Origin of the sequence: Nisaea denitrificans DSM 18348 (genome assembly GCF_000426505.1) — a bacterium.
Taxonomy (GTDB): domain Bacteria; phylum Pseudomonadota; class Alphaproteobacteria; order Thalassobaculales; family Thalassobaculaceae; genus Nisaea; species Nisaea denitrificans.
On record NZ_KE384532.1, the window covers coordinates 129,376 to 145,250 of the forward strand.

Below are 15,875 nucleotides of genomic sequence, written 5' to 3' on the forward strand. Positions count from 1 at the left end.
CAATGTTTTGCCCGCTTCGCGCCGGCAGCTATTCTTTCAATTGCTTAGGCGAACCAGCCCGCGTCGACGCCGGTGCCGGAGACACCGATCAGCGTCACCGTCCCGCCGCCATGGGTGATCACCAGATCCGATCCGCTGCTCGATGTGGAATAGGCGGTTGTGAAAGCCAGCTTGTCGCCCTCGGCCGCATTGAAATCGGTGACGATGTCGTCGCCCTGTCCGTCTGTCGCGAAGAAGAAGGTGTCGGCACCCAGACCACCGGTGAGATGATCGTTCTCACGGTTGCCGAGCAGCAGGTCGTCGCCGGAGCCACCATCCAGCGTATCCTCGTTCTGGCCGCCGAAAAGCGTATCGTTTCCAGCTCCGCCAGAGAGAATATCGTTGCCATAGTTTCCGAAGATCGAATCATTGCCGTCTCCGCCGACGATTGTCTCCACGCCATCTTGTTGGCGCAGGACGCCGTAGGCGTCGAGGCGGGCGGTTCCGCTGTTCTGGCCGCCGAAGATGGTATCGTCCCCGGCGCCGCCGTCCAGATAGTCGACTTCAAGATTGCCGTAGATGATGTCGGCACCGGCCTCGCCTGAAAGATTGTCGGTGCCAGATTCGCCCATCAGGATGTCGTTGCCATCGCCGGCCAACACAGTGTCATTACCAAGTCCTGCGCGGACGATATCGTTGCCGCCCAGCGTGCTGAACCGGTCACCAGTCTGGCTGCCGCTCAAGTCGTCGGCGCCGGCCGTGCCGGTCTTGTTGTATCCGTAAATAGCTGCGGCCTTGGCGATATCGTAATCAGTGATCGTTTCGGTGCCGATCAGCACAGGATTCATCAGGCTGCCGGGGGTTTCGTCGTGATCGAGGCCCAGTGCGTGGCCAACCTCATGCCGTAGCGTCGTCCTGAAGTATGATGAGTCGTAATAGTCCATGACGACGAAATCGTAATCCACACCTGTCGTGTTGATTACGAAGTCTCCATTGCCGTCATAGGGAATATTCACACCCAGTGTGCCGCCATACCCGTCAATGTAACTTTCCATGACGATCACGTCGGCGAAATCAGTGTTCGAGGTATGGACGAAATTGATGGAGAGGTCGCGACCCCACTCCGCGAATACGGAATGCGTTATGGATTTCTCAGAAGATGAAACCTCATAAAATCCATAGTAAGCGAAACTATAGTCGAGCTCGGTCGTGTAATAGACCGTTGACGAAGGGACAAAGGAATAGCCTGTGTACAATCCCATAAAATAAATCCGTATATCTGAAGTATATATTAAGGAAAGTTAATCATCTTTGAGGCGGTCGTACAACTATACGACAGAGCGAAATTGACAACAGTCTTTCGTGAATATCGCCTGAGTTTGCAGACAGCGCCTCCATTTGGAAGTTCTCGGAAAATCAGGAGTTTGCGCACAAAAAAGCCCGGCTGAAGCCGGGCTTTTCGGTTCAGCTTGAGCGAGCAGGCTCAGGCAGGATTCCGCTGGATCAGTTGCTTGGCGATGATCAGGCGCTGCATCTCGTTCGTGCCCTCGGCGATGGCGAGCAGCGGGGCGTCCCGGTAATAGCGTTCGATATTGTATTCCTTGGCATAGCCATAGGCACCGTGCAGGCGCATGGCCTCCAGGCTGTTATGCAGGGCCGCTTCGGTGGCGAAGAGTTTCGCCATGCCGGCTTCCATGTCACAGCGCTCGCCCCGGTCATAGGCGGCGGCGGCTTGCTCGGTCAGCAACCGGGCAGCCTCGACCTGTGTCGCCATGTCGGCCAGTTTCAGCTGGATCGCCTGATGCTCCGCGATCGGTTTGCCGAAGGTCTTGCGGACCTGTGAATATTGCACCGATTCCTCAAGGCAGGCCCGGGCGATGCCGACGCCGCGCGCGGCCACATTGATCCGGCCGAGCTCCAACCCGCCGAGGATCTGCTGCATACCGCGGCCTTCGACATTGCCGACGAGATTTGCGTCCGGCACGAAGCAGTCATCCAGGGTGAAACCGGCGGAATCGATGCCCTTGTAGCCCAGCTTCTCCAGCTTCTTGGAGACGTTGAAGCCCTCACCTTTTTCGATCAGGAACAGGCTCATGCCCTTGTGCCGTGGTTTTGCCTCGAGATCGGTCTTGGCCAGCACGGCAAGGATGTGGCCGTGATAGGCATTACTGATCCACATCTTGGTGCCGTTGAGCCGGTAGCCGCCCTCGGTCTTGTCGGCGCGCAGACGGATGGCCTGCAAATCGGTGCCGGCGTCTGGTTCGGTCAGGGCGATGCCGCCGCGCAGCTCACCGCTGGCGAAGCGTGGCAGCCAGGCGGCCTTTTGCGCTTCCGTGCCGGAGCGCTCGACCGCGGCGGCCATGATGAGATGGGAGTTGAAAATGCCGGAGATCGACATCCAGACCCGGCTGACCCGCTCGACGATTTTCGTATAGGTCGAGGCCGTGAGGCCAAGCCCGCCCCATTCTTCGCCGATGGTGGCACCGAACAGGCCGAGCTCCGCCATCTTGCCGACAATATCCTCCGGCCAGGCATCCTGGGCTTCCAGCTCATGGGCATAGGGCGCGACATCGCGGGTGAGGAAGCGCTCGACAGCGTCCAGAATCATGCGCTCCTGTTCAGCACGCTCTTCGAGCGACAGGCCGGACTGGTTCGCGGCGACAGCTGCGTTCATGGTGTTTTCCTCCCGGGAGCCCCGGATTTTTTTGTGTGGCGGAACGCCGTTTATCGTGTTTTGGATCAACCGAAAATACCGGTTTCTCTAGGTCTTTGAACTTAGAATATAGCGGAAGATCAGTCCCGATAGGGCAATAACCAGAAAAATCCGGATAATGTGGAAGGCCGCGATCAGCGGAACGCCAAGTTCCAGCACGGCGGCGGTGATGCTCATTTCCGCCATGCCGCCGGGGGAGACGGACAGCACCATGGTGGCGGCTGGCAGGCCGGTCACCTCCGCCACGCCAAGCCCGAACAGGATGTTGAGTCCGACCAGAACCAGCGTGCTGAGCAACGCATGGGGCAGGAAGCGCTTCAGCGGCAGCACCAGCTCGCGGCGGTAGCGCAGGCCGATGAAGCAGCCGATCAGCACCTGCGAGAGATTGAGCAGTTCACGCGGCATGCCGGAAAGGTGCAGATCCAGCACCGTCACGAGAGCGCCTGCGGCAAGCGGTCCGAGCAGCCAGCCATTGGTGATCTTGCGCCAGGCCATCAGGCCGCCGAACAGCAGGGAAAGGACGATCAGGACCGGAAAGCCCTGCAGGTCGAACGGGAGATTTTGCGCCTCGAACGGCGAATGCCCGACCGCGCCGATAAGGGTCAGTGTGGTCGGGATGGTGGTGACGACGCAGAGAATGCGCAGGGACTGGGCGAGCGAAACCGGCGCCATCTCGCCGCCCCACTTCGTTGCCTGCAAGGCCATCTCGACCACGCCGCCAGGCACGCTGGCGAAATAGGCGGTGGCCATGTTCACTTTCGCGACCTTGCGCAGATAAAGTGCGGAGAGCAGCCCGAACAGGATCGAGGCCAGCGCGCAGATCACCATTACCGCGATATGGTCCACCACGAAAGCGGCGACGGTGGGTGTGAAATTGAGGCCGATGCCGGTGCCGAGCAGAAGCTGGCCGGTCTGCCGCGCGCCTTTCGGCATGGTGAGCGTGAGCCCGGCCATGCTGAGCACGCCGACCGAGAGCATGGGGCCGAGCAGCCATGGCAGAGGCACGCCAAGGAAGGCGAATGCCCCGCCGGCTCCCGCCGCGAAGGCGAAGCTGGCGAGATGGCGAACGGGCGCTGGAATGGACATGGCGGGCGGGCCTGGCTTGGCCGGTTTCCGGAGTCGGTTGCGCGGCCATCAAATGAGTTGATGCCTGCACTTAGGCAGGCTGCGGCGTTCCGGTCAATCTGTTGACGGCGCTTTGGTGCCCGTGCATGGGATGAATTCCACAAGGTCGAAAAACAGGGGCTCGTCGATGACCGAAGAGAGCTTGCAGGAGCGGTTCCTTGGGATGGTGCTAAATAACCCGGTGAACCGGGCTATCCTGAAACGGATGCCGGATCTTGGCGTCGAGGATGGCTGGCTGGTGGCAGGCTGTCTGTTCGGGACGGTCTGGAATGAGTTGTCCAATCGTCCGCTGACCGAGAACATCCGGGACTACGATATTTTCTATTACGACCCGGACACCAGCTATGAGTCGGAGGACGCGGTGATCCGCCGCGGTGCGGCCCTGTTCGCCGATCTTGGGGTCGAGGTCGAGATCCGCAATCAGGCGCGGGTCCCGCTCTGGTACGAGGCGCGGTTCGGGGTGCCTTATCCGCCGATTTCCGAATCCCGTACGGGTATCGACCGGTTTGTTGTCGCGGGCACCTGCTGCGGCATTTCGCAAGCGGGCGAGGTGCATGCGCCCTACGGCTTCGAGGACATGTTCGCGGGTGTCCTGCGCTACAATCCGGTGAACCCGACGCCGCACCAGTTTCAATTCAAATGCGGAAGTTACCGGGAGCGCTGGCCATGGCTGAAAATTGTGGAAGAGGATGCGGCTATCAGTACCTCCTGATCCGGAAGGTGTGGTAAGCCGAGCGGCTGAAACAAAGGGGACAGGCATGGATGAGAAGCAACAGCCCGACAGCTTGCCAGACACGGCGGGCGTGATCCTGCCGCCGCCGGTCATTCTGCTGATCGTCATTGCCTTTGGCGCCGTGCTTGAGACTTTCGTGCCGAGACCCTTTGCGCCGGACTGGGCGCAGACCTATCTCGGCCCCGCGTTGGTCGTTGGAGCGGTCGCCGTCGCCATCATCGCGGAGCGTCAGTTCAAGCGCGTCGGAACCAGCGCCAAGCCCTGGGTGCCGACGACCGCCATCGTCACAACCGGCCTGTTCTCGATCAGCCGCAATCCGATGTATGTCGCCATGGTGGTCTTGCTGTTTGGCCTTGCTTTTGCCGGGAACACGCTCTGGATTTTGACAGCCACTGTCGGCTTTGTCGGCGTGATGCATTACGGCGTGGTTCTGCGTGAGGAAGCCTATCTCGAGCGCCTCTTCGGCACGGCCTATACTGACTACAAGGCGCGGGTCCGGCGCTGGATCTAGAAGGCTGTCTTTCCACGCTTAATGATCGGTCTCTCTTTTTCATGAGCCGCCCGCGTGCGACAGTCGGGTCTCATCTTCTGCGGGGGATTTGCGCATGGGCGAACGGATAATCCTGATAACGGGCGCGGCCAGTGGCATCGGCGCGGCAGCGGCTCGCAAACTGGCGCAGAGTGGCGACCGTTTCCTGCTGCATACGCGCGCGAACCTGGATGGTCTCAACGTCGTCGCCGAGCAGGTGCGTTCCAAAGGGGCAACCGCCGAAACCGTTTTGAAGGATCTGGCTGAGCCGGGCGCAGGGCGATATCTGATCGATGCCTGTTCCGAACGCTTCGGGGGGCTCGATATCCTCGTTGCCAATGCGGGTTACGCGGACAAGGCGCCGCTGGGTGAGGCCGGGACGGAGAAGTTCGAGCAGGCGCAGAACGCCATTTCGCGCTCCTTTTTCGAGATGGCGGAGACGGCTCTGCCGCTGCTGGAAGTCTCGACAGAAGGCCGGGTCATCGCGGTAGGGGCTTTCGGGCCGCATGTCTGGCGCACCGACTTGCCGGCCTTTCCGGCGACCGCTGCGGCGAAAGCCTCTCTTGAGGCAACAGCACGCGCGTTCGCTCTCACGCTGGCGCCGTCAGGGGCGACCGTGAATGTCGTGGCGCCGGGTTTCATCGAGAAAGACCCGGGCACGCATTCGGCCATGACGCCGGAGGGCGTGGCGGCACTCTCTGCCCATATTCCGATGGGGCGGCGAGGCACGGCGGACGAGGTGGCGGCCGTGATCGGCTTTCTCGCATCCAGCGAAGCGAGCTACGTTACAGGGCAAGTCATCCATGTGAATGGCGGATTGATTTAGGGGAAAGTAATGACTGAAGGACGTATCGCCGGGGTCATCGGCCTTGGCTCGATGGGTATGGGCGCGGCCCGCTCTCTTGTTGCGGCCGGGGTCGAGACCTGGGGCACGGATGTCCGTGCCGAGTCCGTCGCGGATTTTGCGGCGAATGGCGGCAAGGGCGCGGCAAGTCCGGCGGAGCTGGCATCGAACGTGGATGCGCTGCTGGTGCTGGTGGTCAATGCGGCCCAGACCGAAAGCGTGCTGTTCGGCGAGACCGGCGCGGTCAAACACATGAAAAAGGGCGCTGTCGTCGTTGCCAGCAGCACGGTACCTGCTGCCTATGCGCGGGAGCTGGAAGGCCGGCTGGCGGAGCACGGCCTGCTGATGGTCGATGGGCCGGTCAGCGGCGGTGCCGCCAAGGCGGCGACCGGCGAGATGACGGTGATGGGCTCCGGCACGCCGGAGGCATTCGAGGCGGCCGGCTTCCTGCTGAACGCTATTGCCGCCAAGGTTTACCGGCTGGGCGATCAGGCAGGGCCGGGCTCGACCGTGAAGACCATCAACCAGTTGCTCGCGGGAGTGCATATCGCTGCGGCGGCGGAAGCCATGGCGCTTGGCATTCGTGCCGGTGTGGCGCCCACAGACCTGTTCGAGGTGATTTCCAATTCCGCCGGTGCTTCCTGGATGTTCAACAACCGGGTGCCGCATATTCTCGATGGCGACTACGCGCCGCTCAGTGCCGTGAATATCTTCGTGAAGGATCTAGGCATCGTGCTGGAGACCGGCAAGGAGCTGACCTTCCCGTTGCCGCTCTCGGCGGCGGCGCACCAGCAGTTCCTCGGCGCGGCAGCGGCCGGGCTGGGAACGGAGGACGATTCCGCCGTCATCAAGGTGTTCCAGAAACTCGCCGGGATAGACTTGCCGGAAAGCAAGGACGACTGATCAGAGCAGGCAGAGCAGGCCGTAACAGGACGCGCCGAACAGCTTCACCGCCAGCAGGTAGCCGATCAGGTCGAGCAGCAACGTGAAACCGAGAATCGGCAGGCCAACGAAGCCCATAAAATAGAGCGCGGCCCAGCGTGTGAAGCGGCGGCCGGGAATCCGGTGGCCGTGAATCACGGGCGGTTTTTTGAATTGTGCGAGCACGGACATGGGCTAAGACTAGCCGCGGAACGGGGACGGGGGAACCTTGAATGGCGGCTGCCGCCAAAGCCCAGAAAGCCAAAGAGAAAAGTGACCGGCCACTGAAAGATAAGCGTGGTGAGGAGCAGGACGGCATCGTCGCGCTCTGGGACGCGGTCGATCAGCGGCGCTGGGACGAGCTGATCGCGAAGGCGGACCGCTCGGCGCTGGAGCAATCCTCCGCCTATGGCATGGCCATGTCGCGCGCCTCCGCCTATACCCCCGTCACGGCGGTCTTCATGCGCGGCCCGGAGCGGGTGGCGCTTGCCCTGGTCCTCGAATGGCGGTTTCCGGGCGGTTTTCGGATCGCCAAACTGACGCGGGGCCCGGTCTTCCTGGCGGATGTTTCGGAGACGGAACGCGCGGCGATCTTCAATCTCATAAAACAGCGTTATCCGGTCGCTCGGCTCAATCTCTTCTTCATGACCCCGGAACTCCCCGCCAGCGCGGACAGCGATGCGCTCCTGCGCGGCATTGGCATGCGCCCGATGGTGACCGGCTACAGCACTGTCTGGCTGGATCTCCGGCGTGACCTGGAGACGCTCCGGGCCGGTTTGCATATGAAATGGCGCAACCAGCTCAAGCTCGCGGAAGCGGAGCCGATCCGGGTGCGCAGCGGTTTTGGCGGCGCGCCGCTGGAATGGCTGCTGACCCGGCATGACCAGCACAGGAAGCGGCGCAAGTTCCGGGCACCGGCAGGCGCCTTCGTTGCCGCCATCGCCGATAGCGGACGCGACAAGCGCGCGACACAGGTTTTCACCGCCTATGTCGGCAGCGAGCCGATCGCGGCGATTCTGACCATCCGGCACGGCAACTCCGCGACCTATTATGTCGGCTGGACCGGTGTGGAGGGGCGCGAGAAGCAAGCCCACAATCTGCTGCTCTGGAAAGCCATCATCAAGCTCAGGGAAACCGGTGTGGAATGGCTCGATCTCGGCGGCGTCGACGGCTTGCACATGCCCGGCGTCTCCCGCTTCAAGCTCGGGGTTGGCGGCGAGCTGGTCACGCTGGCGGGGACCTATCTCTAGCGATCAGGTTTCTTTTGTTCTCGCCGCAGCTTTGGCACGCAGGGCCGCGAAGCCGACCAACCGGTCTTCAACCAGCCGATTGATACTGCCTGACGGGTATTTCCCGCCGGCCCCGCGCTTGCCGGCCTTCTTTCCCGTCAGCACCTCGATGCCTTCCGCGATCGTGGCAATTGGCAGGATGCGGAACTTCTTTTCCCGACAGGCGTCGACCACATCCTCGCGCAGCATCAGATGCTTCACGTTCGATGCAGGGATCAGGACGCCTTGTTTGCCGGTCAGTCCGCGCGCCACGCAGACGTCGAAGAAGCCTTCGATCTTCTCGTTCACCCCGCCGATGGCCTGTACCTCGCCCATCTGGTTCACCGAGCCGGTGACGGCGAGGGACTGATCGATTGGCAACTCGGAGAGTGCCGACAACAGGGCGTAGAGCTCGGCTGAGGAGGCGCTGTCGCCGTCGACGCCGCCATAGGACTGCTCGAAGGTCAGTGTCGCGGCGAGGGCCATTGGAGCATCTGCCGCATAATTCTGCGCGAGGTAGCCGGAGAGGATCATCACGCCTTTGGAATGCAGCGGGCCGCCAAGTTCGACCTCGCGCTCTATATCGATGACCTTCCCGGCACCGACCCTGACCGTGGCGGAAATCCGGCTCGGCTTGCCGAAGGCGAAATTGCCGATCGAGAGGACCGAGAGCCCGTTAACCTGGCCGACCTTTGCGCCATCGCTGTCGATCAGCACCGTGCCGCGGGTAATCTCCTCCACCGTCCGCTGCCGGAGCCGGTCCGCGCGGTGGGTCTGGGCGGCGATGGCGCGGTCGACATCGCCCCGCACGACCGTGTCCCTCTTCTCTTCCCCGGCCCAGTAATCGGCCTCGCGCATCAGATCCGCTATCTGGCCGACACGGGTCGACAACCGTTCGGAGTCCCCGGCCAGCCGTGCGGCATGTTCCATGACCCGCTCAATGGCTGCGCGGATGAAGGGGCGGAGTTTGTTGTTACGGGTGATGGTGGTGACGAGGCGGGCGAAAAGCTGGTCGTTCTCCGGCGTCCGTTCCATGGCTTCTTCGAAATCGGCGGCAACCTTGAACAGGTCCTGGAAGTCCGGATCGAGCGCGGAGAGCATGAGATAAAGCCGGTAATCCCCGAACAGCACGATCTTCAGATCGAGCGGAATAGGATCCGGCTGCAGCGACACCACGGTTGCCGTCGCCGTGGTCATGTTGGGCGCCTCTATGGTGACCTGCTCAGCATAGAGCGCGCGTTTCAGGGCTTCCCAGCTCATCGGATTGAGCAGCAATTTGTCCGCGTTGATCAGCAGAAAGCCACCATTGGCCCGGTGCAGGGCGCCCGACTGGATAAGCGAAAAGTCCGCGGTCAGCGTGCCCATATGCGCGTAGTACTCGATCCGGCCGACCAGTTTGCTCAGCGCCGGATGGTCTTCGACGATCACAGGCGCTCCGCCCGCCGGACGGTTCGAGACCAGAACATTGACCTGGTAGCGATGCATCGGGTCGCTCTCGACCGCGCTTTCGCCGACGTCACCCGGGATGGCGTCAGGGCCGCCTTCCTCGGTGTTAAGGAACAGGCCGATCTGCTCAACCATATCGTCGGCGACGGCTTTCAGGTGCTTGAGCGCCGCATCGGCCCCTGTCATTGCCTTCTCGACGTCCGCGATTTCCTGTTTGATGACGCGGCGAGCGGTCTCGCGGTTGATTTTTCTCAGGCTGCGATAACGGTCGCGCTCGATATGCGGCAGCGAGCGGAGGGTTTTCTGCAGTACCTCCATCATGCTCTGGGTCGCGTCCTGATAGCGCTTTCGGGCGGCTTCGGGGAGCTTCTGGAAGGTCTCGGGAGCCATTGTTGTCTTGCCGGAAAGCGGCGCGAAAGCGAAGCCCTGAGGTGTTCTAATCAAGGTCAGTTTCTGTTCCCGCGCCTGCTTGTCCACAGCTTCCAGGGCGTTCTGCTGCTTCTCCGCCGCCTCCTTGTTCACGGCATCGATCCGCAGTCGGTAATCCTCGCTTTCGAACAGCGCCGGGATCACCGCTTCAAGATCGGTGACAAGTTCTTGCATGGCTCGCCGGAACGGTTCGGCCCGGCCGGGGGGCAGGGCGATCGCAGTCGGCGTATAGGCGTTTTCGAAATTGTGCACATAGACCCAGTCGCTCGGCGCCTCGAGCTCGGCACGGCGCTGCTCCAGGAAGCGGCTCACCGCCATGTGCTTGCCGGAGCCTTTCGGTCCGATGACGAAGAGATTGTAACCCCGCTGCCGCATCCGGGTGGCGAAACGCACGGCGCCGAGAGCCCGCTCCTGGCCGATCAGGGCCTCGATATCCTCAAGGTCTTCGGTGCTCTTGATAGAAAGCGGCCGGAGATCCGTCTTGGTGTAGAGGGCCTTGGCGGCAATAGGCTTCACGGGCATTCCTGGATTCCTTCGAGACCGATGCTGATGCGGGTCGCCGGATCGAAACTGGTGAAAACCTTAATCCCGTCGTGGCTGCCCCGGCTAGTCTCCGCCGCCACGAATTTCCAGAACCCTGTCGCGCAGCCGGGTCAGGCCCCGGTCCGGCATGCCCAGCTCGTCGAGATGCTCTACCGTATTGAAAAGATAGTCCGAGCAGGGGCCAAGAAAGCCGCTGGCCCGTTCGATGGTCTGGGCCATTTCCTCTTCGGGGAGCTGGCCGACATAGCGCTCGTGGCTGCGGTTCATCACGAAGCCGAGGGCCTTGAACGGGCCGCTCGGTCCGGTCATGGAAAGCCAGCGCGGAATATAGGCGTCGCTTACCATTTCCCGCCGCCAGACAATTTCGAGTTCCTCGGCGGCTTTTTCCTTCGAGATGCGGAAGGCGACGCCGCGGCAACTCCCTCCACGGTCCAGGGCAAGCGTCAGGCCCGGAACTTCGGGCGACCCGCGCCCGAGATGGGTCTGCAGGCAGAACCGCCGGTGATAACCGCGGGCAGTGGCGCAGCATTTCTCGGCGAAATGAAAAGACGGGTTCCAGATCAGCGATCCGTAACCGAACAACCAGACATCCGTCTCCGGAACGCCGCCGGAGAACATGGAGGCGAGCGATGCGTGAAGTTCCTCGTCGCTGAGGACCTTGTAGGCAACGGCGTTTTTCCGGATCAGGTCGCGGATGTGACCCGATCGGATCGTATCGCGCGTGAGCGGGGTATGTTGCTGGTCAGCCATGTAAACGAGCCTAGCGGACTTGGCGGGCCGGGCAAGTCCGACAGTCGGATCGGTCTTGTGCGATTTCAGGCAGAATGGAGCGGGGCAATTGCCGGCTCGGCGATGCGTGTCGCCTCCTATGGCAATAGGAGGGCGAGATAGTCGGTCACAAATGCGTGTGTGTCCTACGCCATATGCGTGAAATAATGATCAATAAGCCTGTGCGAGCGGCCGAAAATCGTGACTGGCGTCGCATCTGGTATGGATTGTGCGTGCGGGTTTTACTGAAAGGCTTTGATATCTTTCAAAGTCCGTTCGGGCGACCGCATCGAATTTGAGGTATAGGTCAGCTTTTCGAGGGAAGGCATATCCGTTCATGGCGGAAAAAGTAGATTTTGGTGGTGTCCATTTTTTGATCGTTGACGGTAACGCGCTTTCCGCTGATCTGGCGCGTGACCTGTTGCTGACAATGGGCGCGGAGACGGTGTTTGTGGCGCACAGTTTCGATGATGGAATTGACGTTCTCGGCTCCGACTCTGTCGACGTCCTGTTGACCGAACTCCACCTGCCTCCACGCAGCGGCCTCGAGCTGATCCGCACGGTGCGCGACGGTAAAACCAGGGCGCACAAGCAGATGCCGATCCTGGTGATGTCCGCGATGTCGGCGAAGGAGCATGTTTTCGAAGCCCGTGACGCAGGCGTAACGGAATTCATTGCAAAGCCTTACGGGGTTGAGGGTTTTTACCGGCGCATGGTCGGTATCGTTGCGCGGCCGCGTGCTTTCGTAGACAGTAACGAGTATTTTGGTCCTGACAGACGTCGCCGGCAGGTGCCTTTTAATGGGCCGGACCGGCGAGATTAGCAGCTAGGGTGTCGAATTGACTGTGGCGAAATCAAAGCTTTTGCCTCCGGCGGAGGATTTGACCCAGCGCGCCGTCAACAGCACGACCGGGATGGACTTGCGTCTCAGTCCTGGTGTCCTGCGCCGTCTGGAAGAAGTGGTCAATCAGTCCCGCGAACGGTTTGTGGTCGATCTTGCAGCGCGTCTGCGCAAATTGCGGGCAAGTACGCAAGCCCGGACCGATGGCCAGATGAGCGATGTTGATCTGCTGAAGCTGGTGTTCGAGGAAAGCCTGCAGATCAAGGGCATGGGCGGCACGATCGGCTATCAGGTGCTCAGTCTGATCGCCACGACTTTGAATGATTTCGTGACCGAACGTCAGACGCTGGGCCGGATCCAGTTTGAGATCCTGCAGCTGCATATCGATGCCATGTATGTCGTGATTGCAGACCGCATCACGGATAATGGCGGGATCCTGGAAGATCAGGTGCTCAGCGGTCTCAGGACGGCTGTTCGGAAATTCAGCTGAGCGCAAACTCGTGACAGAAGGATGTCGTGCCCTTATCTTAGGAGTACGTGTTTAATTGGAGCCTCCGATGGCCGACTTCGACAGAACGGACCGCAAAGCACTGGGCATCCTCTCGGATACGATTTCCGAGAAACTGGGGCCGTCAGACAAGGTCACGCGGGAAATCCGGCGGGCCTACACATCAGGCAAGCAGATCGACCGTTTCATGGCCCGCGCCGCATTCGATGCCCTGCCGGACTGGCAGCGTAGCGACATTGGTTCGGCCGCCGAAAATCTGGCCCACGCGATCATTCGGGAAGAGCTCGGCGAGGTGGCGCCGTTCGGAACCGAGCGCGACTGGCGGGATATGGATGCGCCGCAACGCCGGGCGGGCCCGGCAAGAAAACCGGGCGCGGGTGGTGACATGCAGTCACCTCCACGCTTCCTTACCCGTACAACCCGTTAGAGAGCAGGGCGTGCATTTTGCCATACGCGCATTCTTCAGGTCCATGGTTTGAAATGATCGGCATTGTTTTTAGATGCCCGGATCGGCTAGTGTTTGGCGCAATTTGAATATAATTTTTGTTTTCTGGACGCGGTCGCGATCCATTTGTTGTGGAGCTGGTTTTTGACCGGCTAGAGCGAGCCGGTCCAGTTGAGGAGTAGATGATGCGCGGCAGGGAGCCGGTGCAACAGTTCATCGTCGTTGAACATGTTGCCAAAGAATTCGCGCGGTTCCTGAACCGTGTCCAGAATGACCAGGTCGATATCCTGGGCTCGTTCCTCATCGAGAACGAATGGGAAAAGTACAAGAAGGACAGCGAGGGCGTCGTTCAATCGCTTGAACTGGCCGGTTTCGCGATCGTCCCGAAGGAGCCGACGGACGCCATGATCGCGGGGGCCGACAAGACACTTGCCGGCGGCCTGATGGGACAGCGTGGCGCTCGGGTCTATGTCGAAGCCGTCTTCGGCGCCATGGTCGATGGCTGGCTCGAGACCTACAATCCGAACCTGATTCTGGATATCTTTTCGATGGCTCTGTCACGGGCGTCCAATCCGCGTGCGCGACGCGATAGCGGCGGCATGGATTCCTCGTTTCAGCGTTTTCGCAAGCATTCCCAGGATATGCTGGCCGGGCTGATCAAGAACGGTCAGGTTATCGTTCCCGACGAGCCGACCCCCGAGATGGTCGCGGCCGGCGTTGCCGAGACAGCTGAAATTCGTAGCAAAACGAACCAGCAGGTCAGCATCGGCGCTGATCCGACATACCTTGCCAATCTCTATGAAAACATGGTCGAGGCGCGGCCCAAATAGGGGTCGCCTACGGCCTTAGGGTTTTCAATCTCTCGGATTTTCGACTCTAGGACTTGCCGCCCGGCTTGAACGCGGCGGCAAGAAGCGTCACTGCCTGCTTGTGTCGGGCACTACCGACCGGCGGTGGCGGCGCGGAGCTGCGGGTGCTCGACATGGTTTGGGCACCGCTCTTGCTAATCGCTTCCAGAAGCGTTGCGGCATTATCCTTCGGGCGCGCCCGTTTGCTCACGGGCTTGCGGCGCGCGACGTTGCTGGACATCGCCCGTTGCACTGCAAGGGCGCAGAGATTGTTAAAAAACGGGCCGATCAATGCAGACTTCAACTTGTCGTCGGTCTCAGCCCAAACCCTGAGCAGCAAGGCAGCCTCATGACGATTGTTGCCTGTTGCCTCCAGGGCTTCGAGGGCTTTTGTTCGGGCGTAGTCTTTAGCCATTCGTCACCTGCCAGCTCGCGGACCGAATCCGTTCTTATACAATAGCATAGATCGAATTGGTTCGCGTATCCCGTTCCTGAGTCGAAGCCTTCAGTCTTACTTTGCGTTGCGCATCTCGATCACGCGCTGCGGGAACGGAATTTCGATCCCATTGGCGTCGAGAGCTTCCTTCACGGCTTTATTGAAGGCGAACAGGGTCGGCCAATAGTCGCCTGCATTCACCCAGAACCGGAGGCCTATATTGACCGAACTGTCCGCCAGTTCGCGGACGGAAACCTGCGGCTCCGGATCGGCCAGAACCCGCTCGTCTTCCTCGGCCAGCTTCATCAGGGCCTCGAAGGCGGTGTCGATGTTGCTGTTGTATCCGATGCCGACGACGATATCGATACGCCGGGTGGCGTGGCGCGAGAAGTTGCTGACTGCGCTGTTGATGATCTGGCTGTTCGGCACCGAAATGAAAACGTTGTCCGGTGTGGTCAGTTCGGTGGTGAAAAGCCCGACCCCTGCTACGGTGCCGCCATTGCCTCCGGCAGTCACGTAATCGCCGATCTTGAAGGGGCGCAGGAACAGGATCATCACTCCGGCGGCGACATTGCTGAGCGTGCCTTGCAGGGCGAGGCCAACGGCAAGGCCAGCGGCACCGAGCACGGCGATGATGCTGGTGGTCTGCACGCCGAACCGGTTCAACACCGCGACAACAGTAATGATAACCACGAGATAGCGGACGACGGAGGAGAGCAACGGTTTGATCGTGCCGTCCATCCACGCGATCTTGTCCACGGCACCTCGCGTGGCGCGTCCGGCCCAGCCGGCAAGGATCCAGCCGAAGAGCAGGATCAGAATGGCACCAAGGACATCAAGGCCATAAGTGGCCAGGGCGACCTGGGTTTCTTCCCAGAGAACGTTCACTTCACCGGCAACATCGATTTCCATGAGCCGAACTCTCCATTTATCGAAAAATATCTATTGAATTGGTTGTCAAAGCAGAGGTTCTGTCAAGTACCGGGGCGGGCGGATTAGTCCGCGGAGGCCGCCAGTTTGTTCAACGCTTCGCCCGACACCGTATAGCGCAGGGAGCTCTCCTCATGCTCGAACCCGAGGCTGTGATAGGCCTCGCGGGCCGGGTTCCAGTCCAGTACCGTCAGTGATATCCGGCCGTGTCCCTCGGCCACCGCATCGGCGGCGACTGCAGCGACGAGCCGCCGGCCCACTCCTTTGCCGCGCGCTGCCTCGGTGACGAAGAGATCGTCGATATAGCAGGCGGACCGGCCGATCCAGGTCGAGTAGTTGGCGGAATAGATCACGCTGCCCAGCAGCGTGCCCGTGCCGTCATCGGCGACGAATGCCTTGAAGCGCGGCTGGGAGCCAAATCCGTCCCGCAGCAGGTCTTCTTCCGATGCGCGCAGCAGGTGGGTTTCCTTCACATAGTCCGCGAGCCCGCGGACCATCTCGAACATCTGGTGAACGTCTTCACGGGTGGCGCGGCGGATGGTGATTGTGTCGGTCATGGTCTGTTCCGA

The 15,875-nt window shown here is 61.0% G+C and carries 18 protein-coding genes; 9 read left to right on the top strand and 9 right to left on the bottom strand.

Features of this window, described 5'->3' with window-relative positions; all coding sequences use genetic code 11:
* Positions 1-44: 44 nt before the first annotated feature.
* From K328_RS26140 to K328_RS0120425, 3 genes are all read right to left on the bottom strand, one after another.
* Complete coding sequence (locus K328_RS26140) at positions 45-1,241, bottom strand: matrixin family metalloprotease (protein WP_051285291.1); 1,197 nt, start codon at positions 1,239-1,241, stop codon at positions 45-47.
* Between the two features lie 221 nt (positions 1,242-1,462).
* Positions 1,463-2,653, bottom strand: coding sequence for an acyl-CoA dehydrogenase family protein (locus K328_RS0120420; protein ID WP_051285293.1), 1,191 nt, complete (start codon positions 2,651-2,653; stop codon positions 1,463-1,465).
* 87 nt (positions 2,654-2,740) lie between these two features.
* A complete protein-coding gene (locus K328_RS0120425; protein WP_028467551.1) occupies positions 2,741-3,778 on the bottom strand; it encodes an AbrB family transcriptional regulator in 1,038 nt (345 codons plus the stop codon).
* A 166-nt stretch (positions 3,779-3,944) separates the two neighbouring features.
* Between K328_RS0120425 and K328_RS0120430 the strand changes: the two genes are divergently transcribed.
* The 4 genes from K328_RS0120430 (at position 3,945) to ltnD (ending at position 6,826) form a co-directional block, all read left to right on the top strand.
* Positions 3,945-4,529, top strand: a complete 585-nt coding sequence (locus K328_RS0120430; protein WP_028467552.1) for a nucleotidyltransferase family protein — start codon at positions 3,945-3,947, stop codon at positions 4,527-4,529.
* 46 nt (positions 4,530-4,575) lie between these two features.
* On the top strand, positions 4,576-5,061 hold the full coding sequence (locus K328_RS0120435; protein ID WP_028467553.1) for a methyltransferase family protein: 486 nt from the start codon (positions 4,576-4,578) through the stop codon (positions 5,059-5,061).
* A 94-nt stretch (positions 5,062-5,155) separates the two neighbouring features.
* The gene (locus tag K328_RS0120440) at positions 5,156-5,905 is read left to right on the top strand and encodes an SDR family NAD(P)-dependent oxidoreductase (RefSeq protein WP_028467554.1); all 750 of its coding nucleotides are present in this window, start codon (positions 5,156-5,158) and stop codon (positions 5,903-5,905) included.
* A 9-nt stretch (positions 5,906-5,914) separates the two neighbouring features.
* Positions 5,915-6,826 carry an L-threonate dehydrogenase gene (ltnD, locus tag K328_RS0120445; protein ID WP_028467555.1) on the top strand — a complete coding sequence of 304 codons (912 nt, stop codon included), beginning with the start codon at positions 5,915-5,917 and terminating at the stop codon, positions 6,824-6,826.
* Here ltnD and K328_RS0120450 read toward each other — a convergent pair whose 3' ends face one another.
* On the bottom strand, positions 6,827-7,036 hold the full coding sequence (locus K328_RS0120450) for a hypothetical protein (RefSeq protein WP_028467556.1): 210 nt from the start codon (positions 7,034-7,036) through the stop codon (positions 6,827-6,829).
* A 41-nt stretch (positions 7,037-7,077) separates the two neighbouring features.
* On the opposite strand from K328_RS0120450, the gene K328_RS0120455 reads away from it, so the two are divergent.
* Positions 7,078-8,094, top strand: a complete 1,017-nt coding sequence (locus K328_RS0120455; protein WP_028467557.1) for a lipid II:glycine glycyltransferase FemX — start codon at positions 7,078-7,080, stop codon at positions 8,092-8,094.
* A 3-nt stretch (positions 8,095-8,097) separates the two neighbouring features.
* Here K328_RS0120455 and K328_RS0120460 read toward each other — a convergent pair whose 3' ends face one another.
* Positions 8,098-10,509, bottom strand: coding sequence for a Lon protease family protein (locus K328_RS0120460; RefSeq protein ID WP_028467558.1), 2,412 nt, complete (start codon positions 10,507-10,509; stop codon positions 8,098-8,100).
* Between the two features lie 84 nt (positions 10,510-10,593).
* Entirely contained in the window at positions 10,594-11,280 is a 687-nt protein-coding gene (locus K328_RS0120470) for a gamma-glutamylcyclotransferase (protein ID WP_028467559.1), read from the bottom strand.
* A 355-nt stretch (positions 11,281-11,635) separates the two neighbouring features.
* Between K328_RS0120470 and K328_RS0120480 the strand changes: the two genes are divergently transcribed.
* From K328_RS0120480 to K328_RS0120495, 4 genes are all read left to right on the top strand, one after another.
* Complete coding sequence (locus tag K328_RS0120480) at positions 11,636-12,121, top strand: response regulator (protein ID WP_028467560.1); 486 nt, start codon at positions 11,636-11,638, stop codon at positions 12,119-12,121.
* 22 nt (positions 12,122-12,143) lie between these two features.
* The gene (locus tag K328_RS0120485) at positions 12,144-12,629 is read left to right on the top strand and encodes a hypothetical protein (RefSeq protein ID WP_028467561.1); all 486 of its coding nucleotides are present in this window, start codon (positions 12,144-12,146) and stop codon (positions 12,627-12,629) included.
* A 67-nt stretch (positions 12,630-12,696) separates the two neighbouring features.
* The gene (locus K328_RS0120490; RefSeq protein ID WP_028467562.1) at positions 12,697-13,074 is read left to right on the top strand and encodes a hypothetical protein; all 378 of its coding nucleotides are present in this window, start codon (positions 12,697-12,699) and stop codon (positions 13,072-13,074) included.
* Between the two features lie 200 nt (positions 13,075-13,274).
* Positions 13,275-13,922 (top strand): hypothetical protein, encoded by a 648-nt coding sequence (locus tag K328_RS0120495; RefSeq protein ID WP_156901526.1) that lies wholly within the window; start codon positions 13,275-13,277, stop codon positions 13,920-13,922.
* A gap of 46 nt (positions 13,923-13,968) precedes the next feature.
* Here K328_RS0120495 and K328_RS0120500 read toward each other — a convergent pair whose 3' ends face one another.
* The 3 genes from K328_RS0120500 to K328_RS0120510 all read right to left on the bottom strand — a co-directional run bounded on the left by K328_RS0120500 (position 13,969) and on the right by K328_RS0120510 (position 15,863).
* Positions 13,969-14,355: a hypothetical protein gene (locus K328_RS0120500; RefSeq protein ID WP_028467564.1), complete on the bottom strand. Its 387-nt coding sequence runs from the start codon at positions 14,353-14,355 to the stop codon at positions 13,969-13,971.
* A gap of 96 nt (positions 14,356-14,451) precedes the next feature.
* On the bottom strand, positions 14,452-15,288 hold the full coding sequence (locus K328_RS25190; RefSeq protein ID WP_051285296.1) for a mechanosensitive ion channel family protein: 837 nt from the start codon (positions 15,286-15,288) through the stop codon (positions 14,452-14,454).
* Between the two features lie 83 nt (positions 15,289-15,371).
* The gene (locus K328_RS0120510; RefSeq protein WP_028467565.1) at positions 15,372-15,863 is read right to left on the bottom strand and encodes a GNAT family N-acetyltransferase; all 492 of its coding nucleotides are present in this window, start codon (positions 15,861-15,863) and stop codon (positions 15,372-15,374) included.
* Between the last annotated feature and the right edge of the window lie 12 nt (positions 15,864-15,875).